Annotated in this window: 32 protein-coding genes; 5 read left to right on the forward strand and 27 right to left on the reverse strand. The window is 34.3% G+C overall.

Annotated elements, in window-relative coordinates:
* Positions 1–88: 88 nt before the first annotated feature.
* The 10 genes from JM172_RS00105 to JM172_RS00150 all read right to left on the reverse strand — a co-directional run bounded on the left by JM172_RS00105 (position 89) and on the right by JM172_RS00150 (position 6,967).
* Positions 89–544, reverse strand: coding sequence for a TlpA family protein disulfide reductase (locus JM172_RS00105; RefSeq protein ID WP_214480012.1), 456 nt, complete (start codon positions 542–544; stop codon positions 89–91).
* A 322-nt stretch (positions 545–866) separates the two neighbouring features.
* Positions 867–1,409, reverse strand: a complete 543-nt coding sequence (locus tag JM172_RS00110) for a peroxiredoxin (RefSeq protein ID WP_214480013.1) — start codon at positions 1,407–1,409, stop codon at positions 867–869.
* Between the two features lie 337 nt (positions 1,410–1,746).
* Positions 1,747–1,989 (reverse strand): YkuS family protein, encoded by a 243-nt coding sequence (locus tag JM172_RS00115; protein WP_214480014.1) that lies wholly within the window; start codon positions 1,987–1,989, stop codon positions 1,747–1,749.
* Positions 1,990–2,067: 78 nt separating this feature from the next.
* Complete coding sequence (locus JM172_RS00120; RefSeq protein WP_483297231.1) at positions 2,068–3,210, reverse strand: N-acetyldiaminopimelate deacetylase; 1,143 nt, start codon at positions 3,208–3,210, stop codon at positions 2,068–2,070.
* Positions 3,211–3,430: 220 nt separating this feature from the next.
* Positions 3,431–4,141, reverse strand: a complete 711-nt coding sequence (gene dapD / locus JM172_RS00125) for a 2,3,4,5-tetrahydropyridine-2,6-dicarboxylate N-acetyltransferase (RefSeq protein WP_214480016.1) — start codon at positions 4,139–4,141, stop codon at positions 3,431–3,433.
* 97 nt (positions 4,142–4,238) lie between these two features.
* On the reverse strand, positions 4,239–5,105 hold the full coding sequence (locus JM172_RS00130) for a transcriptional regulator CcpC (protein ID WP_214480017.1): 867 nt from the start codon (positions 5,103–5,105) through the stop codon (positions 4,239–4,241).
* Positions 5,106–5,166: 61 nt separating this feature from the next.
* A complete protein-coding gene (gene cbpB, locus JM172_RS00135) occupies positions 5,167–5,610 on the reverse strand; it encodes a cyclic-di-AMP-binding protein CbpB (RefSeq protein WP_214480018.1) in 444 nt (147 codons plus the stop codon).
* 87 nt (positions 5,611–5,697) lie between these two features.
* On the reverse strand, positions 5,698–6,216 hold the full coding sequence (locus JM172_RS00140) for a ribonuclease H-like YkuK family protein (RefSeq protein WP_214480019.1): 519 nt from the start codon (positions 6,214–6,216) through the stop codon (positions 5,698–5,700).
* Between the two features lie 323 nt (positions 6,217–6,539).
* Positions 6,540–6,689: a hypothetical protein gene (locus tag JM172_RS00145; protein WP_214480020.1), complete on the reverse strand. Its 150-nt coding sequence runs from the start codon at positions 6,687–6,689 to the stop codon at positions 6,540–6,542.
* Positions 6,690–6,730: 41 nt separating this feature from the next.
* On the reverse strand, positions 6,731–6,967 hold the full coding sequence (locus JM172_RS00150) for a YkuJ family protein (protein ID WP_214480021.1): 237 nt from the start codon (positions 6,965–6,967) through the stop codon (positions 6,731–6,733).
* A gap of 177 nt (positions 6,968–7,144) precedes the next feature.
* Between JM172_RS00150 and JM172_RS00155 the strand changes: the two genes are divergently transcribed.
* Both JM172_RS00155 and JM172_RS00160 read left to right on the forward strand, forming a co-directional pair.
* A complete protein-coding gene (locus tag JM172_RS00155) occupies positions 7,145–8,116 on the forward strand; it encodes an MBL fold metallo-hydrolase (RefSeq protein ID WP_214480022.1) in 972 nt (323 codons plus the stop codon).
* 186 nt (positions 8,117–8,302) lie between these two features.
* On the forward strand, positions 8,303–8,542 hold the full coding sequence (locus JM172_RS00160; RefSeq protein WP_214480023.1) for a glutaredoxin domain-containing protein: 240 nt from the start codon (positions 8,303–8,305) through the stop codon (positions 8,540–8,542).
* Between the two features lie 50 nt (positions 8,543–8,592).
* On the opposite strand, the gene JM172_RS00165 is transcribed toward JM172_RS00160, so the two are convergent.
* The 3 genes from JM172_RS00165 to fadH all read right to left on the reverse strand — a co-directional run bounded on the left by JM172_RS00165 (position 8,593) and on the right by fadH (position 10,804).
* A complete protein-coding gene (locus JM172_RS00165) occupies positions 8,593–9,117 on the reverse strand; it encodes a DUF3993 domain-containing protein (RefSeq protein WP_214480024.1) in 525 nt (174 codons plus the stop codon).
* Positions 9,118–9,637: 520 nt separating this feature from the next.
* Positions 9,638–9,877, reverse strand: coding sequence for a hypothetical protein (locus JM172_RS00170; protein WP_214480025.1), 240 nt, complete (start codon positions 9,875–9,877; stop codon positions 9,638–9,640).
* A 162-nt stretch (positions 9,878–10,039) separates the two neighbouring features.
* Positions 10,040–10,804, reverse strand: coding sequence for a 2,4-dienoyl-CoA reductase (gene fadH, locus JM172_RS00175; protein ID WP_214480026.1), 765 nt, complete (start codon positions 10,802–10,804; stop codon positions 10,040–10,042).
* A gap of 204 nt (positions 10,805–11,008) precedes the next feature.
* Between fadH and JM172_RS00180 the strand changes: the two genes are divergently transcribed.
* A complete protein-coding gene (locus JM172_RS00180; RefSeq protein WP_214480027.1) occupies positions 11,009–11,872 on the forward strand; it encodes a metallophosphoesterase in 864 nt (287 codons plus the stop codon).
* A 119-nt stretch (positions 11,873–11,991) separates the two neighbouring features.
* Here the strand turns inward: JM172_RS00180 and crcB are convergent, their stop codons facing one another.
* Both crcB and JM172_RS00190 read right to left on the reverse strand, forming a co-directional pair.
* Positions 11,992–12,351 (reverse strand): fluoride efflux transporter CrcB, encoded by a 360-nt coding sequence (gene crcB, locus JM172_RS00185; protein ID WP_352222558.1) that lies wholly within the window; start codon positions 12,349–12,351, stop codon positions 11,992–11,994.
* A gap of 19 nt (positions 12,352–12,370) precedes the next feature.
* Positions 12,371–12,751, reverse strand: coding sequence for a fluoride efflux transporter FluC (locus tag JM172_RS00190; protein ID WP_214480028.1), 381 nt, complete (start codon positions 12,749–12,751; stop codon positions 12,371–12,373).
* Positions 12,752–12,892: 141 nt separating this feature from the next.
* Here JM172_RS00190 and JM172_RS00195 point away from each other — a divergent pair, with 141 nt between their 5' ends.
* The gene (locus JM172_RS00195; RefSeq protein ID WP_214480029.1) at positions 12,893–13,111 is read left to right on the forward strand and encodes a hypothetical protein; all 219 of its coding nucleotides are present in this window, start codon (positions 12,893–12,895) and stop codon (positions 13,109–13,111) included.
* Between the two features lie 513 nt (positions 13,112–13,624).
* Positions 13,625–14,092 (forward strand): YkyB family protein, encoded by a 468-nt coding sequence (locus JM172_RS00200; RefSeq protein WP_214480030.1) that lies wholly within the window; start codon positions 13,625–13,627, stop codon positions 14,090–14,092.
* Positions 14,093–14,372: 280 nt separating this feature from the next.
* Here the strand turns inward: JM172_RS00200 and JM172_RS00205 are convergent, their stop codons facing one another.
* The 12 genes from JM172_RS00205 to aroB form a co-directional block, all read right to left on the reverse strand.
* Positions 14,373–15,149 (reverse strand): menaquinol-cytochrome c reductase cytochrome b/c subunit, encoded by a 777-nt coding sequence (locus JM172_RS00205; protein WP_214480424.1) that lies wholly within the window; start codon positions 15,147–15,149, stop codon positions 14,373–14,375.
* 49 nt (positions 15,150–15,198) lie between these two features.
* Positions 15,199–15,873 (reverse strand): menaquinol-cytochrome c reductase cytochrome b subunit, encoded by a 675-nt coding sequence (gene qcrB / locus JM172_RS00210; RefSeq protein ID WP_214480031.1) that lies wholly within the window; start codon positions 15,871–15,873, stop codon positions 15,199–15,201.
* A 3-nt stretch (positions 15,874–15,876) separates the two neighbouring features.
* The gene (locus JM172_RS00215; protein WP_214480032.1) at positions 15,877–16,386 is read right to left on the reverse strand and encodes a Rieske (2Fe-2S) protein; all 510 of its coding nucleotides are present in this window, start codon (positions 16,384–16,386) and stop codon (positions 15,877–15,879) included.
* A gap of 152 nt (positions 16,387–16,538) precedes the next feature.
* Entirely contained in the window at positions 16,539–17,006 is a 468-nt protein-coding gene (locus JM172_RS00220; RefSeq protein ID WP_214480033.1) for a YpiF family protein, read from the reverse strand.
* A 152-nt stretch (positions 17,007–17,158) separates the two neighbouring features.
* Positions 17,159–17,695, reverse strand: coding sequence for a ReoY family proteolytic degradation factor (locus JM172_RS00225; RefSeq protein ID WP_214480034.1), 537 nt, complete (start codon positions 17,693–17,695; stop codon positions 17,159–17,161).
* Positions 17,696–17,781: 86 nt separating this feature from the next.
* Positions 17,782–19,038, reverse strand: coding sequence for a tetratricopeptide repeat protein (locus tag JM172_RS00230; RefSeq protein WP_214480035.1), 1,257 nt, complete (start codon positions 19,036–19,038; stop codon positions 17,782–17,784).
* Positions 19,039–19,279: 241 nt separating this feature from the next.
* Positions 19,280–20,191 carry a hypothetical protein gene (locus tag JM172_RS00235; RefSeq protein WP_214480036.1) on the reverse strand — a complete coding sequence of 304 codons (912 nt, stop codon included), beginning with the start codon at positions 20,189–20,191 and terminating at the stop codon, positions 19,280–19,282.
* Positions 20,192–20,804: 613 nt separating this feature from the next.
* Positions 20,805–22,082 carry a 3-phosphoshikimate 1-carboxyvinyltransferase gene (gene aroA, locus JM172_RS00240; protein ID WP_214480425.1) on the reverse strand — a complete coding sequence of 426 codons (1,278 nt, stop codon included), beginning with the start codon at positions 22,080–22,082 and terminating at the stop codon, positions 20,805–20,807.
* Positions 22,083–22,105: 23 nt separating this feature from the next.
* Complete coding sequence (locus tag JM172_RS00245; protein ID WP_214480037.1) at positions 22,106–23,209, reverse strand: prephenate dehydrogenase; 1,104 nt, start codon at positions 23,207–23,209, stop codon at positions 22,106–22,108.
* A 16-nt stretch (positions 23,210–23,225) separates the two neighbouring features.
* Positions 23,226–24,329, reverse strand: a complete 1,104-nt coding sequence (hisC, locus tag JM172_RS00250) for a histidinol-phosphate transaminase (protein ID WP_214480038.1) — start codon at positions 24,327–24,329, stop codon at positions 23,226–23,228.
* Positions 24,330–24,498: 169 nt separating this feature from the next.
* Positions 24,499–24,867, reverse strand: coding sequence for a chorismate mutase (gene aroH, locus JM172_RS00255; protein WP_214480039.1), 369 nt, complete (start codon positions 24,865–24,867; stop codon positions 24,499–24,501).
* Positions 24,868–24,869: 2 nt separating this feature from the next.
* A complete protein-coding gene (aroB, locus tag JM172_RS00260) occupies positions 24,870–25,955 on the reverse strand; it encodes a 3-dehydroquinate synthase (protein WP_214480040.1) in 1,086 nt (361 codons plus the stop codon).

The following is a 25,955-nucleotide window of genomic DNA, read 5'->3' on the forward strand; positions in this document are numbered from 1 at the left end:
GACAATAAAACCAATTAATAAAACTGGAAGCTATTCAAAACAAAAAGCCCAAAATATACTTCACTTTGGGCTTCTTACATGGTTATTATTATTCAGCTTTTTCCGACTCTTCTAAAACACGATTTACACGCTTTGTCAACATTTTCATACCACTTCCACCTGCTTGAAAATGTCTCAATTTTCCTTCTTTATCAAACACATAATATGCTGGAACATATTGATTTTCAAATGCATCCGTTAACTTATGATCGTTATCTACGAAAAGGGGCTGCGATATATCATGTTCTTGAGCAACTTCTTTTACCTTCTCAATATCTAAATCCTTTTCTGATCGTGGCATATGGACTGCTACAACATTCAATTTATCTTTGTATTCGTCACGGAATTCATTTATTTGAGGCATCGCTTCTTTACATAACCCACAACTAACTGACCAATAATGAATTAACGTTGGCTTATCACCTACAAGTTGCTCTTTTGTTACTTCACCATTTAGCCAAGTTGTTGCTCCAGTTAACTCTGGCATTTGTTCTCTTAATTTCATTAAATTCACTCCTATAAGAGCATGTTCAAAAGATAAAAGGCGTAGTGCTGAGATAAGTGTTTTGATTTCTCCGAGTAACTTGTAGTCTCACATACTACAAATTAATATTTACGAGTACCAAGTCCAGGAAGTACTATTCAAAATGTCACTTACCGTGAAATATTACATCCTTCATCCAGACTTTTTGAACAGCCTATATTAATATAATTACAACGATGATGCTAAGGAAGGGTCTAACATATTCGTTAGACCCTTTCTTCTATATGTTGCAGTTGTATGCACATGTCTATTTGCATTTAAAGTGTTGTTAATACTTAGTGAATTAAAGTGTCTTTTGACCTGGTTTCCAGTTAGCTGGACAAAGACCTCCAGTTTGAAGAGCTTGTAGTACACGAAGTACCTCTTCAACCTCACGTCCAATATTATTATGGTGTACTACTTGGTACATTAATTCCCCTTCAGGGCTAATAATAAATAATCCACGAAGAGCAATTCCTTCTTCTTCAATTAAAACACCATAATCTCTTGATACAGCGTGATTTAAATCTGCAGCTAATGGATAGTTTAATTGTCCTAAGCCGTTGCTGTCTCTTGGTGTGTTAATCCAAGCCTTATGTGAATGAATTGAATCAGTTGAAACACCAATTACTTCAGCATCTAGATCTTCAAGTTCCTCATAACGATCTGAAATAGCAGTAATTTCAGTTGGACATACGAAAGTAAAATCCATTGGGTAGAAGAAAAGCACAGTCCATTTATCATTTTTCATGTTTTCCTCTAAACTTACTTTACCAAATTCTCCATTTGTTAAAACCGCGTCCATTTCAAAACGTGGTGCTTGTTTACCTACTAGACGTTCTGCCATATGTATTACCTCCAATATTATTGTAATTGAGAATTAATATGTTGAATTCTCATTAATGAATATCTTAACAAAAAAAATTATAATATACAATGTGTTTTTAGTCAATATTAAATTATAATTAATTTAAATAGATAGTTATTATATTTTTTGGTGCATCATTTATTTTCTACACATAATAGTTTATCAAACAAACTAACGGATGAAAAATATTACGCCCCGATAATAGTACTATCATGACAAATGAGTTGTTTTTTCTAACATAAATGGTCTTTATTCCATACAAAGAAAACTAGGAATAGTTTGATTTCCTAGTCCTCTTTTTATTTCTTTAATCACCTTAGCCTAATTTATCTTCCACCTTCTGACACACTTCATTTGCAGATAACCCACTCGCTTCGATAACCGGGCCAGCTGTTGCTACATTATTCATTCCCATAAAGTTGGAGTCTTGCCCAGTTACAACACAACAATCACATCCTTGAGCGTCACTTTCCTGTTGTAACTGAACTACTTGATGTCCCTTCTCTTCAAGTGCCTGTTGTACTTGGGTTAACGATTGCTCAACTCCTACTTTTGCCATCAAAAACCACCTCCTCACATTTAATTTGGCTAACATCCAATAAAATATTCATTATAAAAGGGTCTAACCCCCTACCACTTAACTCGGTAATATAGTGGGGGTCAAACCCTGCTTGTAGTTAATATATTGTGTGATTAAGTTTATGGCTACTGGTATGGCTTGTTCGTTTGGCATGAGCTTTGCGTGATGTAAGCCATAGGGAGAGTCGACTCCTAACCAAAACATGAAGCCAGGAATATCCTTAATTAAATAACCAAAATCTTCACCTGTCATAGCCTCGGTGCATTCAATCATCTTTACGTCTGTCTGGTCGTTAACAAATTGCATGAACTCACGAGTTTTATCGCTATGGTTATTCACTTGGTAATAGTTCGATCCAAAGTCGATTTCTACTTCACATTGATACCCTATTTCAATCCCATTCAAGATAGATGTTATTCGACCTTTTACATCGTTCATTGCTTCTTCAGACAAAGTTCTAATCGTTCCTTCTAACCTTGCATTTTCTGCAATAATATTTTGTACTGTTCCTCCGGTAATTTTGCCAATGGTAACAACGGCACTATCAAGTGGATTGACATTTCTCGAAACGATAGATTGTAATTGAGAAACAAGTGCACAAGCTGCTACAACCATGTCATTTGTAAGATGCGGATAAGCAGCATGGCCACCTTTCCCCTTCAAATTAATAAATAATTCTGACGTATTAGCAAAAAGCAACCCTTCTTTTGTTGCAATCGTTCCAACAGGATATTCTGGCGCTATATGTAGAGCAAATATTTCATCTGGCTTCCACGCTTTCATTATCTCACTATTAAGCATTTCTAACGCTCCTCCAGGGCCTTCTTCAGCAGGCTGAAATAAAAAAAGAACGTCATCACGTTTAGGGTGATTTACAATGTGAGTTAGCACGCCTAACGCAATACTCATGTGAAAATCATGTCCACACGCATGCATATTGCCTTTATGTTTACTTGAAAATTCATACCCAGTTTCTTCAGTAATAGGAAGCCCATCAATGTCAGCCCGATAACCTATCGTTTGTTGCGGATTAGTTCCTGCAACTTTAACGAATAAACCAGTTTTCCATTTCTTCATAACAAAGCGTTCAGCATTTAGAGTAGATAAGTAGTTAATTAAGTATTGTTGGGTTTTATTTTCTTTATATCCCAATTCAGGAATTTTATGTAAATCTCTGCGGATTTTTATAAAACGGTCCATTTCACTCAAATTTATACCTCCTTAAAACATAAGCGTGGACTTATTCGTCCACGCTTAGCATTATTTTTATGATTGTTTCTTTTCGTACTTAGATTAAGCACGTATACAGCGGCGTCTTTTCTACTTTTAACATTTTTGAGTTCTAACAAAACTCTTCATGCTGTCCATTCTTTGAGAATACGGTAAAAAAGATACGAAAAAGGCCTTTCTGTTATCACATTTACAGTTTTCTTAACTCTTGCATAATTTCAGTTTTTGATTTTGTTTTGTCGTCAATCTCTTTTATTACACGAGCTGGGGTGCCTGCTACTACCGTATTTGGACGCACATCATCAATAACAATAGCTCCAGCGGCTACTACTGCTCCTTGTCCAACAGTAACTCCTTCAAGAACGACCGCATTTGCTCCGATGACAACACCATCTTCAATTACAACCGGTTTTGCTGAAGGTGGTTCAATCACACCAGCAAGTACTGCACCTGCTCCGATATGACAGTTCTTCCCTACTGTTGCTCGTCCTCCTAGAACAGCATTCATATCGATCATCGTTCCCTCACCTATAACTGCACCAATATTAATAGAAGCTCCCATCATAATTACAGCATTGTCTCCTATTTCCACTTGGTCTCTAATAATCGCACCTGGTTCAACTCGTGCTTTTATATTTTTAAGGTTTAGCATTGGAATAGCAGAGTTTCTACGGTCATTTTCAATTACATAATCAGAGATCTTTTCTTTATTACTCTCTAGAGCAGATTGAATGTCTTCCCATTCTCCAAAAACTACTCCTGTATCTCCAGTTATAAATGTTTGAGAATTAGCACCAAACTCAAGACCTTCCAACTCACCTTTTATGTATACTTTTACAGGGGTTGATTTTTTACTATTTGAAATAAAAGATATGATCTCGTTAGCATCCATCATTTTCATAGCTTATACCTCCACAACTTTACTTGTTTAATTAGTTATTCTGTTATACTTTAACAGACAAAAGAATATGTGACAACTGTTTTAGAACTCTACAAAGTTACTGCTTTGAGTTCTTTATTATATCAATAAATGCTTGTACTTGTTTTAGCTGAAATGCAGATTCATAACCAAGTAACCATGTATCTCTAGTAATTGGACGGTCATTTTCATCTAATAATGGAATTCGATACATGTTAGAATCCCCATCTAGAGTAACAGATGGTAGGATGGCATAGCCAATTCCATGTAAAACCATTTGTTTACAAGTTTCAATTTGATCTACAACGATTGTCCTTTTAGGAGTTGTCTGAAATTGACGATGCCACCAATTTTGTATTTCTTGATAATAAGTAGAGTCACTTTTAAATTGGATAAAAGGCCTTTCAGTTTCTAAAACTTGTTCAATTTTATTAATTTCTGTATCAACTAAATATAAAGTATCCGACAGTAGATGCTTTTTTACACCCTTCCACTCTGGATTACCTCGGATAATACCAATATGCACTGAATCCTCATACAAGCTTTTTAAAATATCACTACTCCACCCTGTTATTAACGATATTTTTGCATGTGGATAAGTATTGACAAACTGTTTTAACACACTCGGTAACCAGTGCTGTCCGATAATCGTTGCAACTGCTATTTTTAAAGTTCCGTGTATTTCTTGGTCTAACTTGTTGATCTCTTCTCGAACCTTTTCTTCATTTCTCACTACTTCCATTGCATAGTTTACAATTTTTTCACCAGCCGGTGTTAATGTTAATCCTTTTTGGGAACGAAGAAAGATTTGAGTATCCCATGTTTTTTCTATAGAATGAAGCCTTTGTGACAGCGCAGGTTGAGATACAAATAACTTTTCTGAAGCTTTACGCATATTTAATTCTTGAGCTAACACAACTAATAATTGAAACTCTGAAAATTGCATGTTCATACCTCTAACTCAGTTTTTCTTATCGCTTCAATAGATGAAATATCAGCGAACAATGCTATTTATTTAATTTGTGAACGTGGCGATTTAATTGTTTTAAAATAGCTCTTCGGGTAAATATTCCTTCCAACGTCTCATCATCATTTTGTACGCACACAAACGGATGATTAACGACCAAATTTAAACCTTTTGTTAAGGAATCACTTACATATAATCTTGGAATATCACTATTCATGACGTCTTCAACTTTCATATTTTCAAGTTGCTCAAATTCAATTCTTTCTAAGCCTAAAATAGCATCAAATATCATCGTAGAACTTATTAAGCCATGTAAACGATACATTGGGTCCAATACAGGTACTGCTGTATATCCAGACTTTGTTAATACTAACAAGGCATGCTCTAAACTATTCCCTATTTGTACATGGGCCACTTTATCAGCTGGAATAAGTAAATCCTTAATGTTTGTTTCTAAGAATTCACTACTGTGTAAGCTTATCATTGCTGATCTTCCCCTTTAACTATTCATTTTCCTTTTTATTGTATCACACTATTAGCAATAATACTTTATGTAAGGGCTGTTGCTTAACTACTTTGTATAGCGGTTTGCATAACAAAAAGCAGCGTAAGAATCTGGTTTAATTTTTGCTTCTATTCCCATTGCAGTAATTCTCCCTGTCATTTCATGTATCAATTCCTTTGTCATACCTTTTTTACCGATATCTAAATGAACTTCTAATCGAAAATCAGCCCCTTTATCAATATAAGGTAAAATAACCTCCGATAACTCTGTTACATACTTTGTCGTAAAATCATAAGCAATTTCTTGGCTTAAACTAGTTTCTAAAGATATTTTTTCCCGCAAACTTCGAACCGGGCGAGATAAATTGTAGTTTTTCAAACATCCCCAAGCACCTTTACCCACCCTATGTAAGTGAATAGCCGTAATAAAACGAGTAATTTCTTTATGAATATGTGAATCTGTGCCTATCGACAAAACATAAAGCGAATGGGGGTCACTTTTCATGAATTCAGTGATTCTACAGATAACTGTTTCAAATGACATATTCGTTTCCGATATATTGTAAAACATGAGCTTATCATTCATTTGTTATCCCACCCCTGGCATTATTTACTATAATATACGTAGTCTTGGATGAAATAGTTCTATAAATTAATGCTTATAAATAGAATGGTTTATTTCGTAAAACTCTTTTCGTAGTATTCCTGCATTTTTTCTTGAAAACTACAAAATAAGGTTTTATTCGATTTTTACGTATATTTAAGTAAATGATGTCTACGAAATATTTCTATTGTCTATAGAGTAGAAAAGATGACTCGAACGTTTGCTGTATTCGTGTTTAGACTCTTATTACGAAAGCAACAATGAATGCGACTACAGCAAAAAAAGAACCCTCTTTAAAAGAGGGCTCATCCTTTACTTGTTTCAATATTGCGTGCAATAAAATTACATTTAGGGCATGTATAAATAACATTTTGATTTGATTGGGCTGTTAAAACAGAAGCTATCGTTGATGTTGATTTACATTGTGGGCAAACGACAAAAATATCTGGAAACAATCAACCACCTCCCTGAATATATTAACGATAATTTTTTTCAATTACTGAATTAAGTCAAATATCTCTATTGCAATCATGTCAATATTATCAAATTGGTATCGCTTAGACTGCTCTCCTTTTTCATAAACCTCCAGCTCAAAAGCATTATTATTTTGAAAGAATTTAACACTGCATTTTTTTTCTCCTTCCACTTCAAAAAATCGCTGGGATAAATCTCCCTGCAACGTATTTTCGCGCAAACTATTGAGACGATTTATGATTGCTTGTAATTGTGACATCATATCGCTCTCCTTTACTACATGAGTTATTATATATGTTTTACTATCAATGAAATTTTCATCACTATTTTTCGTGATTTATCTTTCTGAATTTTCTGTTCATTACTTTACTTATATAAATAAAGCACATACAATAAAAGGTATTAAATACTCTTTTTGCAAAGGGGAGATATATAATTGAGTACGCCTGTTCAAATTTTTGATGACATTTTTTTAATTGACGATTTTGATTTAGGAATGCAGGAAAGGACTGGAACTTTTGTAATTAAAACCGATAAGCCAACGATAATAGAAACTTGTGCTAGTCCATCGATACCATACATATTGAAGGGTTTGGCTGATATAGGCGTTGAACCTGAAGAGATTGTTTATATAATCGTTACCCATATACATCTTGATCATGCAGGAGGAGCTGGATTATTATTATCACATTGTCCAAATGCTAAAGTTATCGTACACCCTAAAGGCGCAAGACATTTAGTTGATCCATCCAAATTAATAGCGGGCGCTAAAGCAGTCTACGGTATAAATTTCAATACATTATTTGACCCAATTGTTCCCATCGAAGAAAACAAAATTGTAATTATGAAAGATAAAGAACAACTTCAAATTGGCAAAGATCGAATGTTAACTTTTTACGATACACCTGGCCATGCAAATCATCATTTCAGCATTTATGACCCAATTAGTAAGGGAATATTTACAGGTGATACTCTAGGCATTTATTACAAACAATTAAGTGAGCTAAATATCTTGCTGTTCTTACCTTCAACATCTCCAAATCAATTTGACCCAAAAAAAATGTTACATTCTGCAAAAGTGATTAAGCAACTAGATATAAAAGCCATTTATTTTGGACATTATGGCATGACAACAAATGTGGAGGAAGTATTCAATCAACTTCATTATTGGATACCAAAATTTATTGATGCAGGAACTAAAGGTATTAACAAAAATAATGAACATAAAGTTCAAGCAGTAACTGAGGAACTATTTTCAATGATTTCTGCTTATCTTCACGAGCAAGGAGTTCCCGAAAGCCATCCGATTTACAATATTATACCTATGGATATGTCAGTCTGTGCAATGGGAATTGTAGATTATTTAGGTAAGAATGATTTGATTGAAGATATGTCCCATGAAGGATGAGCTACATGTGTACATATGTTACAATAGAGGTCGACAAAGCTGTTTACATACTTTAGCAATCTGTTAAACTATTTCTAAACAATTAGAATAGTTTTATCATCATTGCTAAAGTATAAGAAACCAAGATCCCTATATCTTAACCTGAGCACAGCTTATAACAATACGTCAGGAGGCCTATGATTTGTTATGAAAAGCACCACTGTATATAGCCAACCAGACTGCCCACCTTGTGAGGTTGTTAAAAAATTTTTGGCACACCACAAGATAACATATCAAGAGATCGATATTACAAAAAATAAACGTGAAAGAGAACGTTTAATTAATGAATATAAAGCCTATTCTACACCAACAATTATTATTGATGAGGAAATTGTAAAAGGTTTTGATCTCACAAAATTAGCTAATATACTTAATATAGAAGAATAGTCGTGAGTCTATTTTAACGTGGGTTATACAAAACAAACAAGGTGGAGAGTCTACTCCACCTTGTTTGTTCTTTCAATTTCGCTAATTCGATACGGTTTACTCTCGCTACTTTCAATCTCCGCAATTTTCCATTCACCTTCTACCTTGCTAAGTGTGACAATTTCATAATGGTCAGGACTTGTAAATAAGATGTTATTTTCTTCTAAAAAATATTCATAAATATATATTTGCTGCAATTGTATGTCGTATATTACTACTGTTTGATCTGTATACGAAAAGAATGGAATGTAATAACGTGCAATATCGGTTCCAAGAGTTATGTAACCATCTTCTTCTTGAACAACATTCTCACTAATAAACTTATTCATAAATTCATCATTAAAATACGGTGAGAGTAATTCAGTGATTTCTTCATGTGTACGATAATCTTCACTTAAGGAGACTTGTGTGTTAAAGGCATCTTGTAGATGATTTATTATGTTTTCCTTAGAGGGGAGTGTATATAATTGCGTATCTTCTACAGAACAGTATAACAAGGCGATAGACAGCAACAGTTGGGTGAAGTAATTGACCAAATAATTCTCCTTTCTTAACTAGATTTTATAGTTAATATCATTGTATCAACAAATATGACTTAATTTAGCATAAATCGTTCGTAAATATCCATAATATTTTGACATTTTTCTCTACACTAGTGTTGTTTTTTTCTACATAAACTATAGTGGTGCACACAAAAACACCCTATTCTTGAAAACCTTATTAAGAATAGGGGTTAATAGAAGACTTGGATTGGTTACCAATTTGTGTTTACAACTAAATAATTCAAATTGGATTGGTTACCAATTTGTGTTTACAACTAAATAACTCAAATTGGATTGGCTACCAATTTGTGTTTACAACTAAATAACTCAAATTGGCTTGGCTGACCAATTTGTGTTTACAACTAAATAACTCAAATTGGCTTGGTTACCAATTTGTGTTTACAACTAAATAATTCAAATTGGATTGGTTACCAATTTGTGTTTACAACTAAATAACTCAAATTGGCTTGGTTACCAATTTATGTTAACAACAAAATAACTCAAATTGGATTGGCTACCAATTTGAGTTAACAGCTAAATAAATCATATAGGCAACAACCAATCCAAGTGCTATTAAATATGCAATAAAAATAGGATTTCTCATAACTGGGTGATCTTGGACCTTTTCATTTAATTCCGGGTCATACTCATCTTGTTGCAATTTTAATGCCCTTCCTAACCTGTAGGTATTGATTAGACCGATCGTTAATATAAGGATCGAAATAATCATCAGTATAAATGTTAAATTATTCACTGCATCACCACCTTCACACATCCTTTTTTTACTTTCTCACAAATAAGTTATCTATATTCAGACGTATTTTTTATGGTGATATTTACTAAATAAAACTAGGGATATACCAAAGAAATTATTCGGTATATCCCTTATATTTACATCTATTTTGTTATTTTTTTCTTAAAATGGAATTTGATTTAAATACTGGCCACCATCCATTGTCACACATTCACCATTAATATATGCAGCATCTTCTGATAATAAATAGTATGCCAAGCTAGCTATCTCTTCAGGTGTTCCTAATCGACCTAATGGAACACTTTGGAGTGTACGCTTTGCTGCTTCTTCAGAAATAAACAATTTCTCAGCTCCACCTGTTCTTTCTATCGGACCAGGTGCGATAGCATTCACTCTAATCCCGTATTTTCTTCCCCATTCAACTGCTAAAGTTCTTGTCATTGTCAAAACTCCAGCTTTTGCACATGCAGAATGAATAACTCCAGGACCTGCATCCCAGGCATATGTGGCTACCATATTTAGGATACTTCCTTTTATCCCTTTATCTATAAAATACTTTCCAACCTCTGAACTACAATAGAATGTACCGTTTAACACAATATCAATGACTGCATTCCAACCATTTACAGATAAATTTTCTGCTGGAACTAGAAAATTACCTGCCGCATTATTTACTAGTGAATCAATTCTACCGAATTTTTCATCAGTTTCTTTTACCATTCGTGAAACATCTTCAATATTCCTGACATCCATCTGTACTGTCAACACTTGTCCGTCAAAGGTTTCTATTTCTTTTTTAACTTCATTAAGTTTTTCCACATTTCGCCCTGTAATGACAACATTCGCACCTTCTTGAGCAAATTTCATTGCCATGTATTTACCCATTCCACTAGAACCGCCAGTTACTATAACTACCTTATCTTTCATCATGTGAACCCCCTTTTAAAATGAATGAATGTCCATTCATTTTAATCATACCACGTCTTTTCTAAATTTTCTAATCTTTTAATTAAGTTTTTAGAAAATAATGTATGTTACTATTCTATCTTTTTATTCTCCCTGCTAACAAGTATAATAAACATAAGATTTATATAGATTTTATTTGTATTTATAGGTAGGTTGAGAAATAAAATGACACAGAAGCAAACGAGAAGAACATTTTTAAAACGCTCATTTTCTATCACTGTTGGTAGTTTGTTAGCAACCTCATTAGGTTATTATTATGCAAGGTATATTGAGCCGAAACAACTGTCTATAGTTCATCAAAATATATCCCATCAACTCATTCCAAACAATTTTGAAGGTCTAAAAATTGTTCAATTTAGTGATTTACATATTGGATATAACTATAATTTGCAGCAACTTCAAAGTGCAGTGAATAAAATTAACGAAGAAAAACCAGATATAGTATTATTTACAGGTGACTTAATTGATAGTCCTATGACGTTTAAAGATGCTGATAAAATACCAGCAATTTTAAAAAGTATTAAAGCTCCACTAGGTAAATTTTCTATATACGGCAATCACGACCATGGTGGATATGGATCAAATCTTTATCTTGAAATTATGAACAAAGCAGAGTTTACATTGCTAGTAAATGAATCAACTATTATTAGTTTACCTGATGGTAGTCAAATATGTTTAGTAGGAGTTGATGATTTATTACTAGGACATCCTGACTACGATAAAGCTTTGAAAAATGTTCCACAAGAGCTCTTCACGATATTATTAGCACATGAACCAGATGCTGCTCAAGTGACATCAAAATACCCAATTCATCTTCAACTATCTGGCCATAGCCATGGAGGGCAAGTACAGCTACCTTTTTTTGGTCCACTAATTACCCCTCCACTAGCAACAACATATGTTGAGGGTTTTTATGAAGTAGAAGAAAGCAATTTGAGTGTCTATGTAAATCGCGGTATTGGCACAACACGACTCCCATTCCGTTTTTTATCAAAGCCGGAAATAACTGTTTTCCATCTTAATGCTTAATAATAGGCTAGAGTCAGTTGTTAGTATTGTATTCTAATATGAGTAACATAATGTTTTACTGTTATATATAAAACTCCTATCCTGACGTGTTCTCACTAATTGATAGGAGTGATAACATTCTAAAACCAGTTGACCCCTAAAGAATATAAACCAATACTCCCTATAAACGTTAGTACTATATATAATAAGCTACTTACATACTTTTTCTCTAAGATTAATTCTACTGCCTCCACGCTGAAAGTTGAATACGTAGTAAGCGCTCCAAAAAAACCTATTGTTATGAACGATTGAGCATAAGGATATAAGCCCGTTATAAAATGAACACTGATACCTAGACCGAAAGAGCCAATCCAATTAACAATGATCATTGAAACCGGAAACCCTAAATGTTTCTTTTTTTTTGAAATGAGTAAACCGATACTATATCGGCTCATTGCTCCTATCGCTCCCCCAAGCATGATTGACAAAATAGTCAACACCACATCACCTTCCTATCACTTATCTTTTTACTCCTCGTCCAATTACTATCCCGATAAAAGATAATATTAAGCCTAGCAATAACGTTAAACTTATATAAACAAACATTACACTTGAATATTGCTGAGTATTTAAAATATATATATCTGCTGCGAAAGCAGACATTGTTGTAAAACCTCCACAAAAACCTGTTCCAAGACATAGTTTGATATTGCTTTTCATTTCATATCTTGCCGTTAGTCCTGATAACAAGCCTAATAAGAAGGAGCCTACCATATTTGCAATAAAAGTGGCAATTGGAAAAAAGTCATTCCCAAGACCAACTTGCAATAAATAACGTACACTTGCACCCAATGCCCCTCCAATTCCGACAGACAATATTTGTGTTAAATAGACGAACATCTAATCACTCCTATATTATAAAAACTTGTAGACAGATAAAATATAGGCTTAATCCTCCTCCACAGCTTGTAAGTAATCAAGCTCAACTTCCGCTTTTTTCCCATATGATGAAAAGAATGAACGATAGGAGGCGGATGAAATATGTATCCACATCATTTTCAACGTTATCAAAGATTCCCATTTCTCCCCTTTTTAGCTGGACTTGCAATAAGCCCTTATGTTTTTAGACCACCATATTATCCTCCTTATTACGGCGGCTATCCCTATGGCGGAGGATATTATTATGGGGGAGGTTACGGAAACCCTTACAGTTTTGGTTATAATTATCCTTATTCGTATAGAAAGCACCCTTTAAATTAGGATGTTTTCGCATTAAATGTTGCTTTTCGTTAAAGACTATAAAAATCACATCGTACACATCAGTTAATCATAATCATAAAACTAAAAGAGATTAATTAAGTTTACGAAAAGAGCCTTTAATTAACACTCTCAAACAATTGCTGCCTATTTACCAATATCCAAGAGGACTTAAGTGTCCTCTGGACTTGTTCAGCCACACTCTCAAACGATAAGCAGAAAGATAAATTCCTATAAATAGTGTACAATGTGAGTAATTTATTTTACCATTAAGCATAAACAACTTTCTCGATATATCTTTTTTTTTGCAAATTCATACACAAAATGTATAATGGTATATATATACAAGCTAATTAATTTTAAATGCTCTTTTCGTAAACTAGAAGACAAATATGTCGTTTTACGAAACAGTCTTCGTTTTTAAAGAAGAAATGACGACAAATTCTAGCCGTATTGAATATTCAACAATCTATGCTAAAACAGCTATTTTTAAAAGATAAATGAAAGGTGATGACCATGAATAACTCAAATGAAATTCCTCCACTGAAACCTACTATTAATAACCTCACTAAGGCTATCTTCATTGTAAACCGTCATGCTAAAACAGCTACAAACCCTAAATTTTTGTATCTGCTAAAGCGGAAGGCTCTGCAAAAACTGGTAGCTGAAAAAAAGGCGGAAAAGATTGGCCTTCACTTCTCTAGAAATCCTCGTAACAGCATTCAGCAATCAGATGTACTCGTGTCTGCTGGTGAATATTTTTTCCATATGCCCCCTACAAAAGATGATTTTTCAAAACTTCCACATCTTGGGGATTTAAATCAATCATATCGTAACCCTAAAACGCATATGCCATTGTCCCAGGCAAAAATGCTACTTCAAGCCTACGTCGGTGTTAAAGAAGATCATACAGATAAAGCACCTCCATCTTCTCAACGACGTAATAAACCAATTTTTAAAAAACTTGGACAAAGTTATTTTTAAACAGCTCTTTCAGTAAACTTTGTTACTATTTGTACGATTGTAGAACACAGTTGAAGAGGTGTTATACAAGTTTTATCTATTTTAACAAAGGCTTTTATCGCAAACTCTGTTGCTATTGTTATTAAATTAGTATCTTAATATGTGGTTTTATACGTTAGTCATCGAAACAAAAAATGCCACTAGCGCTAGATGTATACGTGTTTATATCTAAAAACAAATAGTAGCAATCAAATGCAAAAACATTCTTAATAAAAAAAAGCTGACATTTAGTCAGCTTTTTTTAAGGCTTCAAGCTTTCGATAAACTCTGCAACCTTTTGAAGTTCTTCATCAGTTCCATTAAAAATGCCTGGAGGCATTGCCCCTTGTCCGTTAATCACAATATTTGTAATTTCATCAACAGTTAAGCCTGTATCAATAAGTGCTGGTGCTGCAGATCCACCTAACAAGTCATTACCGTGACAAGATAAACAAGTATTTGCCTCTAATAATTTATAACCTTCAGCATCAGTATCTACCTCAACATCAGGTACAATAACAATTTCTCCTTGCTTTTTAGCTAATTCCCAATCATGCTGATCTACAGATTCCCAAGTTAAGAAAGTAATTGCCGCGATTGATAATAGCATGAATCCTGTAGCTAAAGGTCTTTTAAGAGGACGGCGCTCTGGTCCTCGGTCTAAAAATGGCGCGAGCAATAATGCACCAAATGCTAATCCTGGCATAATAAATGCACCTAATACTGTATACTGACTAGACGCATAAGTATATTTAAGTAATTGATATAAGAATAAGAAATACCAGTCAGGCAGTGGAGTATACCCAGTATCAGTCGGATCCGCCATACGCTCTAAAGGCGATGGATGGGCTACTGTTAAGATTAGGTATGCGGTAAGAAAGACTGCTCCTACCATCCATTCTTTCAATAAGAAGTTTGGCCAAAATGCCTCGGTTTTCCCTGGGTATTCCGAATAATCTTTCGGGATATTCGGTTTACGCATTTCTACCGCTTTCACGCGGGAATCACCTACAAATTTCATCCCTTTTCCACGATGCATATTCAATTCTCCCTCCTTTGTTTAAGGTATATACAATTATTCATATATTTTATAGTGGACCTGAAATTCCTTGCTTACGGATCATTAAGAAGTGGGCTCCCATCAATCCAAGTAAAGCTCCTGGTAAGAAGAATACATGAATAGCAAAGAAACGGGTTAATGTTTGTGCCCCTACAATTTCACTGTGTCCAGCTAATAGTGTTTTTAATTGTTCACCTATTAACGGTGTTTGTACTGCTATTTCTAGTCCTACTTTAGTAGCGAAGAGCGCTTTCATATCCCAAGGTAATAAATAGCCTGTGAATCCTAATCCTAACATTACAAAGAATATTAAAACTCCAACAACCCAGTTAAGTTCACGTGGCTTTTTATATGCCCCTTGGAAAAATACTCGTAGCGTATGTAAAAACATCATAACAATAACTAAGCTAGCACCCCAATGATGCATTCCGCGAACAATTTGCCCAAAGGCTACTTCGTTTTGTAAGTAATAAACCGATTTCCATGCATTTTCAATATCTGGAACATAATACATCGTTAAGAACATACCAGATAGAATTTGAATGACAGTAACAAAAAATGTCAAGCCACCAAAGCAATACACAAATGCTGAGAAATGATGGGCTGGGTTAACATGCTCAGGTACTTCATGGTCAGCTATATCTCGCCACAAAGGCGTAATGTCTAATCGCTCATCAATCCAATCATAAATCTTGTTTAACATTAATTACGCCTCCTTTCGTGGTTTTGCTTTTCCTAGATATAACGTCCCGTCCTCTACTTTAAAATCATACACATCTAGCGGTGCCAAAGGTGGTGTACCAGGTACATTGGTTCCATCCTTCGTATAAAGACCAAGATGACATGGACAGAAGAAGTGGTTAGGATTGCTATCATCTGTATTCCAGTCTACAACACAGCCTAAATGCTTACATATAGGTGATAATGCGACGATTTCATCCTTTTCATCTTTATACACCCAAGCTGTATAAGGAACCTCTGACTCATACCATGCATCAACTTGATCGACTTTAAAAGAATACGATTGCGGCGCGTTTGTTAAATCTGTAACTTGTGCAACAGGAAGCATTTCTTGTTCTTCCGATGGTCTAAGTACAGGGTCAACTGCGAAGCGAACCATCGGCATTAGCATCCCTGCCGCCATAAATCCACCGACACCAGTAAGAGTGTAGTTCAAAAATTGTCGTCTAGAAACTCGGTGATTTTTCTCGCTCATATTTTTCCCCCCTCTAAACATTGCTAGGTCCTTCCCGGACATACATTATACACATATAAAACTAGGACATACTCATGATATATCAATATGCCAATGAGGTCAATATTATCATTCTCTTAAAACATGTCAACTATGTGTCCTACTATAGAGATTTATTTGTTTTTTTCTCTCCACGTATTAATAAAAAGTGGAATTAATTGATTTACTTGTTCTTTCATCATTGTATTGTAGGCTTCGTCATCTAAATGTTCAAGTGGTAAGGCGGGCAACCAGATTAACATATCTTCCATTATAGATTCAATTTGCTTCCATTCACTATCACTTGTCAAAATAAAGATATGCTTTATGCCATTAGCTTTTAATTCATTACACCACGTAAACAACTTATTTTTCTTCGTTTCTATCTCCTCATCTTGCATGTATGTAAACTGTGGTAATAGCAATAACCTTCCTTTAAACTGACGCTCCAACTCATAAGTAATCATCCCTATGAATTCTCCCATAGTTACAGTTGACTTGATATTTGAACCTAAACCGAATGGTATTAGTGGAATGATAGCAGAATCAACATAGTCTGCCGATTTCAAATACATGTCAATATCATTGATTGTCCATCTCAAAATTATCCCTCCATCATTCAGTCTGAAAAACTAAATTTCCTTACTAGCAAAAAACATATCATAATTACATTCATAAGAAAACTACAAATAAAAAAAAACCTTGCTAAATTATAACGCAAGGTTACATACAATAAAAAAAGTTCATAAAATGTTCATATTTTCTTTAAGATTTCAGTTAATCGGTTAAATTCATCTTTATCATCACAGTCAAGCGCCTCATCAATCAGCTTTAACAGTTTGTCTTTTTGAAACGATTGTATAGAATCCTCTAAAAACCTTTCAGCTAAAATGCGGTCTTTCTCATTGATATGCATCTGTTTTGGAATATATGGATTTTCCTCTAAAACAGCAGCATAATTGGGAGAATGTATGGATGCTCGAAAGTTTAGCTGTATATAAATCTCCTCTTCCCGGTTTAACCTTATGTCATGAAAGGATTTTTCAGCATCTGTTGTCATCACATTTTCTTTATAAAAACGAAAGGGAACATCATCAACACAATGTGTTGACATAATAATTCCTCGAGGGCAATATTGCGATTGTTCTACAAAATGAACGTGTTTCATTAGTTGATCATGACTCATTAAGTAGTTTAAAATCCAAACACACTCTCTTCTTTTTAATTGATAGTTACTTAAGAACCAACGAATAAAATCTTTTTTTTCATTAACAGAAACAGGAATCGCCATACTCTTCCTTCCCTCCTTTTCAACTATAAAAGGAAAACAAAACAATTAACAGCTATACAAGTTAGACAACATGATTCAACTAATCATTAATAATCCATTTGTAATAACATATCAGCAATTTCCGTATTGGCAGGGTCTAGTTCAAGTAACTGTAAAAAAACTGTTTTCGCCTCATCTCTCAAGCCTTCTTCAACTAAGAAATAACCGTACTCTTCAAGAAATGCAATATCATTGTTAAAGAAAGTATATGCGAGACGATAATGTTTTAATGCATCTGAAAACTTTTCAAGTTTGCTTTTAGCTTTTGCTATTTGCCAAGCAAACTGGAGATCATCTAATCCATATCTTTTTGCTTCTTCAATTGTATTTACAACCTCGTCATAGTTCTCTTCAATCATGAAAAGCTCAATTAACGTATGGATTACTTCGACGTATTCTGGATCTAATGCTAAGGCTTCATATAGATATTGAATGGCATCCGTATTCTCACCTGCAGAAATCGCTAATTTCCCTGCATAATAATATAATTCTTTATTATATTCGTCCACTGCAAGTCCTTCTTTTACTACTTCCAAGCTTTTAGTCGTAGCACCCTCATGCTCATAAGACTTTGCTAAATATAAATATAATGAAGTATATTCAGGATCCATCTCTTTAAGATCAGTAAGTTTCTTAATTGCGGTTTGATAGTTTTCAGCTTGATAAGCAGTAAATCCGTAACCAAACAATAAATTAATATCTACATTTTCTTCTAGTGCTGCTTGATAATATTGAAGTGACTTTTCAAATTCACCGCTTGAACTGTATGCTTCTGCAATACGTTGATTAAGATTTACTCCTGAAATTGTTTCACTATTTTCTACGAGTCGAATGAAGTACGCTAGACTTTTATTAAAATATCCATGACTTAGATAAAATTCTCCAAGGGCAAAGTCAATAAGTGGTTCATTAGGTAAAATACTTTTTGCTTCCAGTAATTTTTGTTCACAAACTTCCTCTAAACCTTGCATTTCATATAAATCTGCAAGCAGCAATAACGCTTGAGGAAATGCTGGATCTTCTTTGGATACGGTATTTAATACCTCAATAGCTTCATCTTCATGATTTAAGTCGATTAGCACGTCAGCCAAGAAAGTTAATAACTCTCCTTCATTAGGATAAAGTAGTAACAATTCTTCAAGCACAACTTTGGCGTCATCTGCGAACCCTAAATCGAAATATATCTCCGCAATCCGGTACTTTTCGTCATCTGTACAGTTTAGCTTTAAACTATTTAGAAGATCAATACCTCTCTCTACATCTCCATTATCTATATAACTTAACGCTTTATCGATAGTACTCATATAACAGTAATCCTCTCTATTTAAACTCATTTTTACTGGCTGTTTCCGCATTAATTGTTGCATTTCTTTATAAGAAATAAAATACGTATAAAACAAGCTTTCATGGAAACTTTTCTCATTTTAAATGTGGTCAACTGCATATATTTATTTGTTGCTTTCCTATATAAATCTCGAGAGCAACAAAGTTTGCGAAAAGAGCCTTCTTATTTTATTATCACATCAAGTATTAATTATGTTCTGTTTATGTAGGTGCAGAAAAATACCCAGGAATTTTAACACTACATTCATTTCCAAAACCTGGTCGGAAGTCGATTTTATCACCTGATTTAATAACTACACCCTTATGCACCGTTATAGCGGGGTTATGATTATGATAATCGACAAATGCTTTTTGAGCAACTTTCTTTACTTGATCTTCTTTGTTATACAAATTATAATCAACTTCCCCTCCAACTCGAATATCCCCTTTAGCCGGATAGATTCCTATCTTTGTTAATACTTCCTTTGACAACGGCCTTCCCTCTTGTGGACATTCTGCAATAGTTGGAATTTTATGTGTTGATGTATGATGATTCCAAATCTTTGTAAGCTTTTTTTGCTCTTGCTTTGGTCGATTTTGATTTTGCCAAACAGGGATAAATACAATTGGATATAAAAATAATGCTTCCCTAATCCATCCCCACTGTACATCAAATAAATCATCTTCATGTTCAATTTCAACTAATATTACTGGTATTTTATTTCGTTTACAAGCTCGTACAAAAGAAGGGGTTAATGTTTTCAAAGAAATTTGCACTCCAATGTAATAATCAATCGGACTGTTAACTAAATTTCCCCGAACTTTATTGAGTTCATTTATTAGCTGATTTTCATAAGGAATTTTACAAATAACAAGTATTGTTGTACAGCCCTTCATGAGGAAATGAGTCCGAAGGTGTTGTTTAAATAATTGAAAGGGGAGGGATGTCGATAGTGATAGATCAAGCATCACATGACCAGGCGTAACGATAAAACTATTGACGTTCATCTTAAGCGAACGAAACCTGTTGGCGTTTTCTCTTATAAAGTCAATCTTATTATTTTTTACAAATATCGAACATGCTTCGACTCCATTACCTTTTAACACTTTGGCTTCATCAATAATATATGCCATAATATCCCCCTTGAAATGATAAAAAGGTCTTATGACAAGCTATGTACGAAGCATGGTAACTATGACACAAATTATCAAATCAATAACGTCTCTCTTCCTCTCAATCAATATATCTTAAGATAGTATTTTATGACGAGATACGATTAAATATATTCCGCTCTTTTATAATGCTCTGTCGATTAGCATTGTTACTATTTTTACAAAATCTAGCTATAAGCTTTCATATCATTAACATCGTTAGTTAGCATATAGACACTTTAATGTTCAATCTGCTAATAAAAAACAAAGGCACTTTTGTTAACCTTGTTACTTTGTTACTAATAATGGACAGTAAGGTAATCTTTCTCAAGTAAAAAAGGTACCACGAACGTTAAATATTTCACTTTTATATGTAAGAACGACTAGGAACAACCAATGAGAAAACAGCCAAAAACATATGATTTGTTGCAACCCTCCTACTTACTTCTAAATAAACATTAACCTAGTTATTAATTACACAACAAATAACTAAACCCTCCCGGAAAAGTAAAAATGAACGTCTAAATGCCAGCTCTACTCCGATAAAAAACCCCACCTCTTTAGGTGGGGAATTCTTACAAAAATCTACCGTACTTTAATTGATAAGACTATTTAAATGATGAAAGAAGTTTGGATAGGATACCGATATAGCCTCATCATTTTGCAAAGTCATCTCTCCTTCACAAATACATCCTGCAATTGCAAGCATCATACCTATCCTATGATCATGATAGCTATCGACACGATCTCCTGTCAGCTTAGTCGTGCCATTAATAATCATCCCGTCATCAGTTGCAGTAATATCTGCGCCTAGCTTTATTAATTGTGAAACGACTGTATCAATACGATTCGTTTCCTTAACTTTTAATTCTGCTGCATCTTTAATTACTGTTACACCTTTAGCTTGCGTAGCCATCAGGGCTATGATCGGTATTTCATCTATTAACCTTGGAATGAGGTCCCCACCGATTTCTATACCTTTTAACTCAGAAGTTGTAATGTTAATATCAGCTACAGGTTCAAAATTTTCCAAACGCTCATTTGTTATATTAATATTTGCCCCCATCATGTGTAGCACATCTAAAATCCCAGTTCGTGTCGGATTAACCCCAACGTTTTTTAACGTGATGTTGCTGTTAGGAACAATAGCTCCTGCTACTAGAAAAAAGGCGGCTGATGATATATCTCCTGGAACTTCAATATTCGTACCCGTTAAAGGCTGTTTACCTTCAATAGATACAGTTAGTCCATCTTCCTTTACGTCAGCTCCAAATGCTCGTAACATTCGCTCGGAGTGATCTCTTGACTTATGTGGTTCTGTAACAGATGTCACACCATCAGCATGTAATCCCGCTAGAAGAATGGCAGATTTCACTTGTGCGCTAGCAACTTTAGAAATATAGTGTGTAGGTTTGACATTCCCTCCACGAATTGATAACGGGGTTAATGTTCCATTTGAGCGCCCATCTATTTGAATTCCCATGTCTTTTAATGGAATAGTAACCCTTCCCATCGGCCTTTTAGCTATGGAATCATCGCCAATTAAACATGCATGAAAATCACAGCCTGCTAAAAGGCCAAGTATTAACCTTGTGGTCGTACCCGAGTTTCCTACATTTAATATATCTGAAGGCTCTTTTAACTTTTCGATACCCTGTCCTTCTATTTCTACATGATCGTCATTTTGTTTAATGGCAACACCCATTTTGCGAAAACAATCGATTGTACTTAAACAATCATCTCCCGTTAAAAAATTGTTGATTGTCGTTTTACCATTAGCAATTGCACCAAACATCACTGCACGATGAGAGATTGATTTATCTCCTGGAATATGTAAGGTCCCTAATAAGCTAGGTACCTTCGTTTTTATCATTTTCAATAGGTTCACTCCTTGTTCTATCCGTAATACGTATCGTAGCTGGTATGCTTCGCAAGACAGGAAACTGCTTTATTTCGATCTTCCTCCGATTGAAAGCTAAGGCGAAGAACTCCATATATATCCTCTCGTATTTCGATAATACGTATATTCGTAATACTTATTTTCTCCAATGCCAAATACCCTGTTACCTCAGAGATAATCCCAGGGTAATCGGGTACATCTACATATAAATCATAGAATGACGGTATGGCACCTTTGGCCTTTGCTGGTAATGATTCACGAAAACGTTTTGCTGAGGAAAAGTAAGAGAAGATTCCTTCACCATCCTCATTATCAATCATTTTTCGAATTGTTTCCATTTCACTAGTCCAGTGGTTGAATAGATGTAACAACTCATCCTTATTATGGAGTAAAATGTCACGCCACATCTCCGGATTACTTGATGCTATTCTTGTAATATCTTTAAAGCCTCCAGCTGCTAGTCTACTTATAAATTCATGTTCATTTTGAAACGTTTCCGCCTGATGTACAAGGCTTGCTGCAATAATATGTGGAAAATGACTAATGACCCCAGTAATTCTATCATGCTCCTGTGGAGATAAATGAATAAATTTAGCATTTGTACCTTTTAACCACTCCTTCAAATCGTTTACATGTTCAATACCAACATCTTCAGGTGTAGTTAAAATGTAAAATGCATTTTCAAACAAATGTGCTTTCGCTGCCACTACTCCACTCTTATGAGATCCTGCCATCGGATGCCCACCAATAAAAGTAACACCTTTTTCACGGAATATTTTCGCTTTTGACACTATAAACTGTTTAGTACTCCCTACATCAGTTACGATAACTGATTTCTTAAACTTATACTGTGCCATTTGTTCAATTAATATTTCTGTTTGTCTAACAGGGGTCGCAAGAATAATCAAGTCTGCACTATTTACTTCTTGCTCTAAAGATATACCAATTTCATCTATGATTCCTAAAGTTTTAGCAAGTTTTAAGTTATGAGTATTAATATCATACCCAATGATTGTTGTTTGTTTATGTGCTTTACTAATTGCTAATCCTATTGATCCACCTATAAGACCTAAACCTATAATTAATACTCTTTTATTCATATTTAATCACCTATAGCTATTTCATGTTAGCAGTCTTATTACTTAACATTTCACTTAATATATTTATAATTTCTTCATTCTGTTCTTTTGACCCTATGGTTATACGAACACTCGTAGGAAATCCTAGGGCATTTCCAGACCGAACGATAAATCCCCTTTCAAGTAAATATTGAAATATTTCATTACCTTCAGTCTCAAAATCAATTAAAATAAAGTTTCCTTCAGATGGATAATAGCTTAATTGATACTGCTCACAAAATGTATAGAACTGTTGAAGTCCTTCCTTATTTTTTTGAACACACTGATCAATAAAAGCGTGGTCATCTAAGGATGCTAACGCGGCTGCTTGAGACAATCTATTCGTATTAAATGGTTCTCTTCCAGGCTCTATTTTTTGTAATAGTTCTTGATGAGATATACCATAACCAATTCTAAGCGCAGCTAAACCATGTGCTTTTGAAAAGGTTCTTAAAATTATTAAATTATCGAATGAATCAAGTAATGGAACCGTCTCAGGATAATCGGTTGCGGTTACATATTCGTAATAAGCTTCATCAATGACTACTAGAACATTATTTGGAACGTTGTTTAAAAATGACAATAGCTTTTCTGAATTGATATATGTTCCTGTAGGATTATTTGGGCTACAAAGCCAAACAATTTGCGTATGATCATCAATAGCATTAAGCATCTCATCTAAATTATGATGGCCTTCAATTAATGGGACTTCCTTTATTTCAGCACCTTCTATAATAGCATTATGGCGATATTGTGGAAATGTAGGTGTTGCCATTACCGTATTTGTACCAGGGCCGAGAAATGCTCTACTTATCACTTGAATCACTTCATCAGAGCCATTGCCAAATATGAGTTGGGACTCCGCAACACCTAAATGAGTGGCTAATTTTTCTCGTAAGTTCGCAGCGTATCCGTCTGGATATATGGCAAGCGAAGTTAAGTTATCATGAATGGCACTCTTTACTTTATTTGAACTACCAAATGGGTTTTCATTTGATGCAAGTTTTACAATTTTGTCTAGCCCATACTCTTTCTGTACCTCTTCTGTCGGCTTACCTGGTTGATATGGCTTTAAAGTAAGAAATTGTTTCTTAATATCCATCTTTTTACACACCTCTTATTGTAAAATTTAATATTAAAAGCACAATTGACCTGCTTTATAATGACAAATATGCGCAAACAATAAACCACCTATAACAGTTTGGTCTATGCCCCCACCTCAAATTGTCAGAAATTCGGCAGATCAAAAACAAACAGAAGAAAAAGTACAATTATTTTCTGTCAAATAAATCAGGTCTTAATGCAGTAGCTTTCTCTAAATAAACATGATTTACTTCCTCTTGCTCCAAACTAGTATTAATAGTCATCATCACGCGAATACAATGTGATAGAGCATTCGGTACAGTAATTTCCTGCATACACATAACAGGTACATACATCCAACCGTCAATATTCCGTAATGCTTTTGCTGGGAAGCTTGCTGTTAAGTCTTCTGTTACTGATATCATAACAGATGCTACATCTGTTGGTATAATTTTATTAGATTCAATCATTTCCAATAATAACTTTTCTGTCGCTTTAATGATGTCATTTGCATTATTCTTTTCGACAGTCGTTGCTCCTCTTACCCCACGAATCATATCTACTCTCCTTTCATAAATTTTGATAATAATGCACGTAAAGTTTCGTCCTCAATTGGCTCTATTGCTGGTGTGCCTATCTCTTTTAATAAAACAAATCGAACCATCCCAGTGACCGATTTCTTATCATTCTTCATTCGTTTAATTAGACCATCTAATGAAAGTTTACTCGGTATTTCAGTAGGAAATCCGATAGACGTCATCAAACTTGTTATTTTAGGAATTTGTAAGTCAATATCATACCGTTCCTCACTTACATATAAAGCAAATAACATTCCAATTGCGACTGCATCACCATGCGTAATATTCCCATAGCCTAGTTCAGCTTCAATGGCATGTCCTAGCGTATGGCCAAAATTCAAAAAGGCACGTACACCACTTTCCTTCTCATCAGAGGATACAATTTCTGATTTTACTTTTATACCAGATATAATGGCATAAATAAGCTTTTCATCTTTCAATTCCCCAATCGTATTTACATTTAATACTAACCATTCAAAAAATGTTGCATCATGTATAAGTGCGTGCTTTATGACTTCAGCATAGCCAGATCTTTTTTCTATCTCCGGTAATGAAGATAAAAAATCTATATCATATAATACAGCTTCAGGTTGGTAAAAAGAACCAATCATATTTTTTCCTAAAGGATGATTGATTGCGACTTTCCCTCCTACAGCACTATCATGAGCTAATAAAGTTGTTGGAATTTGTATAAAAGGGATACCTCTCATAAATGTAGCAGCCACGAAACCTGCTAGATCACCAACAACCCCACCACCAAGAGCTATTAAGAGTGATGACCTATCAAGTCCAAATGTTAATAGCTCTGTATGACAATCGAAATAATTATCAAATGATTTTGCAGCCTCACCACTTGGAATAACTTTATGACCCAATTCATATTTTTGCCCGATGATGTTTAAAATTTGTCGCAAATATAACTTAGCTACTGTATCATCAGTAATGATAAATAATTTATTTGGTTTAACATTTGTTTCATCAATACATGATAATAAACGGGTTATAATTCCTTGTCCAACATGTACAGGGTATGATTTTGACTCAGTTGTTACTTTAAGAGTTTCCAT

This window comes from Bacillus sp. SM2101 (assembly GCF_018588585.1).
In the GTDB taxonomy this organism is placed as follows: Bacteria; Bacillota; Bacilli; order Bacillales; family SM2101; genus Nanhaiella; species Nanhaiella sioensis.

What these genes read in the sequence shown, in the direction of transcription:
- JM172_RS00105 (WP_214480012.1), bottom strand. Translation starts at nt 544, where the DNA reads ATGAAATTAAGAGAACAAATGCCAGAGTTAACTGGAGCAACAACTTGG.
- JM172_RS00110 (WP_214480013.1), bottom strand. Translation starts at nt 1,409, where the DNA reads ATGGCAGAACGTCTAGTAGGTAAACAAGCACCACGTTTTGAAATGGAC.
- JM172_RS00115 (WP_214480014.1), bottom strand. Translation starts at nt 1,989, where the DNA reads ATGGCAAAAGTAGGAGTTGAGCAATCGTTAACCCAAGTACAACAGGCA.
- JM172_RS00120 (WP_483297231.1), bottom strand. Translation starts at nt 3,210, where the DNA reads ATGGACCGTTTTATAAAAATCCGCAGAGATTTACATAAAATTCCTGAA.
- dapD (WP_214480016.1), bottom strand. Translation starts at nt 4,141, where the DNA reads ATGAAAATGATGGATGCTAACGAGATCATATCTTTTATTTCAAATAGT.
- JM172_RS00130 (WP_214480017.1), bottom strand. Translation starts at nt 5,105, where the DNA reads ATGCAATTTTCAGAGTTTCAATTATTAGTTGTGTTAGCTCAAGAATTA.
- cbpB (WP_214480018.1), bottom strand. Translation starts at nt 5,610, where the DNA reads ATGATAAGCTTACACAGTAGTGAATTCTTAGAAACAAACATTAAGGAT.
- JM172_RS00140 (WP_214480019.1), bottom strand. Translation starts at nt 6,216, where the DNA reads ATGAATGATAAGCTCATGTTTTACAATATATCGGAAACGAATATGTCA.
- JM172_RS00150 (WP_214480021.1), bottom strand. Translation starts at nt 6,967, where the DNA reads ATGTCACAATTACAAGCAATCATAAATCGTCTCAATAGTTTGCGCGAA.
- JM172_RS00160 (WP_214480023.1), top strand. Translation starts at nt 8,303, where the DNA reads ATGAAAAGCACCACTGTATATAGCCAACCAGACTGCCCACCTTGTGAG.
- fadH (WP_214480026.1), bottom strand. Translation starts at nt 10,804, where the DNA reads ATGAAAGATAAGGTAGTTATAGTAACTGGCGGTTCTAGTGGAATGGGT.
- JM172_RS00180 (WP_214480027.1), top strand. Translation starts at nt 11,009, where the DNA reads ATGACACAGAAGCAAACGAGAAGAACATTTTTAAAACGCTCATTTTCT.
- JM172_RS00190 (WP_214480028.1), bottom strand. Translation starts at nt 12,751, where the DNA reads ATGTTCGTCTATTTAACACAAATATTGTCTGTCGGAATTGGAGGGGCA.
- JM172_RS00195 (WP_214480029.1), top strand. Translation starts at nt 12,893, where the DNA reads ATGTATCCACATCATTTTCAACGTTATCAAAGATTCCCATTTCTCCCC.
- JM172_RS00200 (WP_214480030.1), top strand. Translation starts at nt 13,625, where the DNA reads ATGAATAACTCAAATGAAATTCCTCCACTGAAACCTACTATTAATAAC.
- JM172_RS00205 (WP_214480424.1), bottom strand. Translation starts at nt 15,149, where the DNA reads ATGCATCGTGGAAAAGGGATGAAATTTGTAGGTGATTCCCGCGTGAAA.
- qcrB (WP_214480031.1), bottom strand. Translation starts at nt 15,873, where the DNA reads ATGTTAAACAAGATTTATGATTGGATTGATGAGCGATTAGACATTACG.
- JM172_RS00215 (WP_214480032.1), bottom strand. Translation starts at nt 16,386, where the DNA reads ATGAGCGAGAAAAATCACCGAGTTTCTAGACGACAATTTTTGAACTAC.
- JM172_RS00225 (WP_214480034.1), bottom strand. Translation starts at nt 17,695, where the DNA reads ATGGCGATTCCTGTTTCTGTTAATGAAAAAAAAGATTTTATTCGTTGG.
- JM172_RS00230 (WP_214480035.1), bottom strand. Translation starts at nt 19,038, where the DNA reads ATGAGTACTATCGATAAAGCGTTAAGTTATATAGATAATGGAGATGTA.
- JM172_RS00235 (WP_214480036.1), bottom strand. Translation starts at nt 20,191, where the DNA reads ATGGCATATATTATTGATGAAGCCAAAGTGTTAAAAGGTAATGGAGTC.
- aroA (WP_214480425.1), bottom strand. Translation starts at nt 22,082, where the DNA reads ATGATAAAAACGAAGGTACCTAGCTTATTAGGGACCTTACATATTCCA.
- JM172_RS00245 (WP_214480037.1), bottom strand. Translation starts at nt 23,209, where the DNA reads ATGAATAAAAGAGTATTAATTATAGGTTTAGGTCTTATAGGTGGATCA.
- hisC (WP_214480038.1), bottom strand. Translation starts at nt 24,329, where the DNA reads ATGGATATTAAGAAACAATTTCTTACTTTAAAGCCATATCAACCAGGT.
- aroH (WP_214480039.1), bottom strand. Translation starts at nt 24,867, where the DNA reads ATGATTCGTGGGGTAAGAGGAGCAACGACTGTCGAAAAGAATAATGCA.
- aroB (WP_214480040.1), bottom strand. Translation starts at nt 25,955, where the DNA reads ATGGAAACTCTTAAAGTAACAACTGAGTCAAAATCATACCCTGTACAT.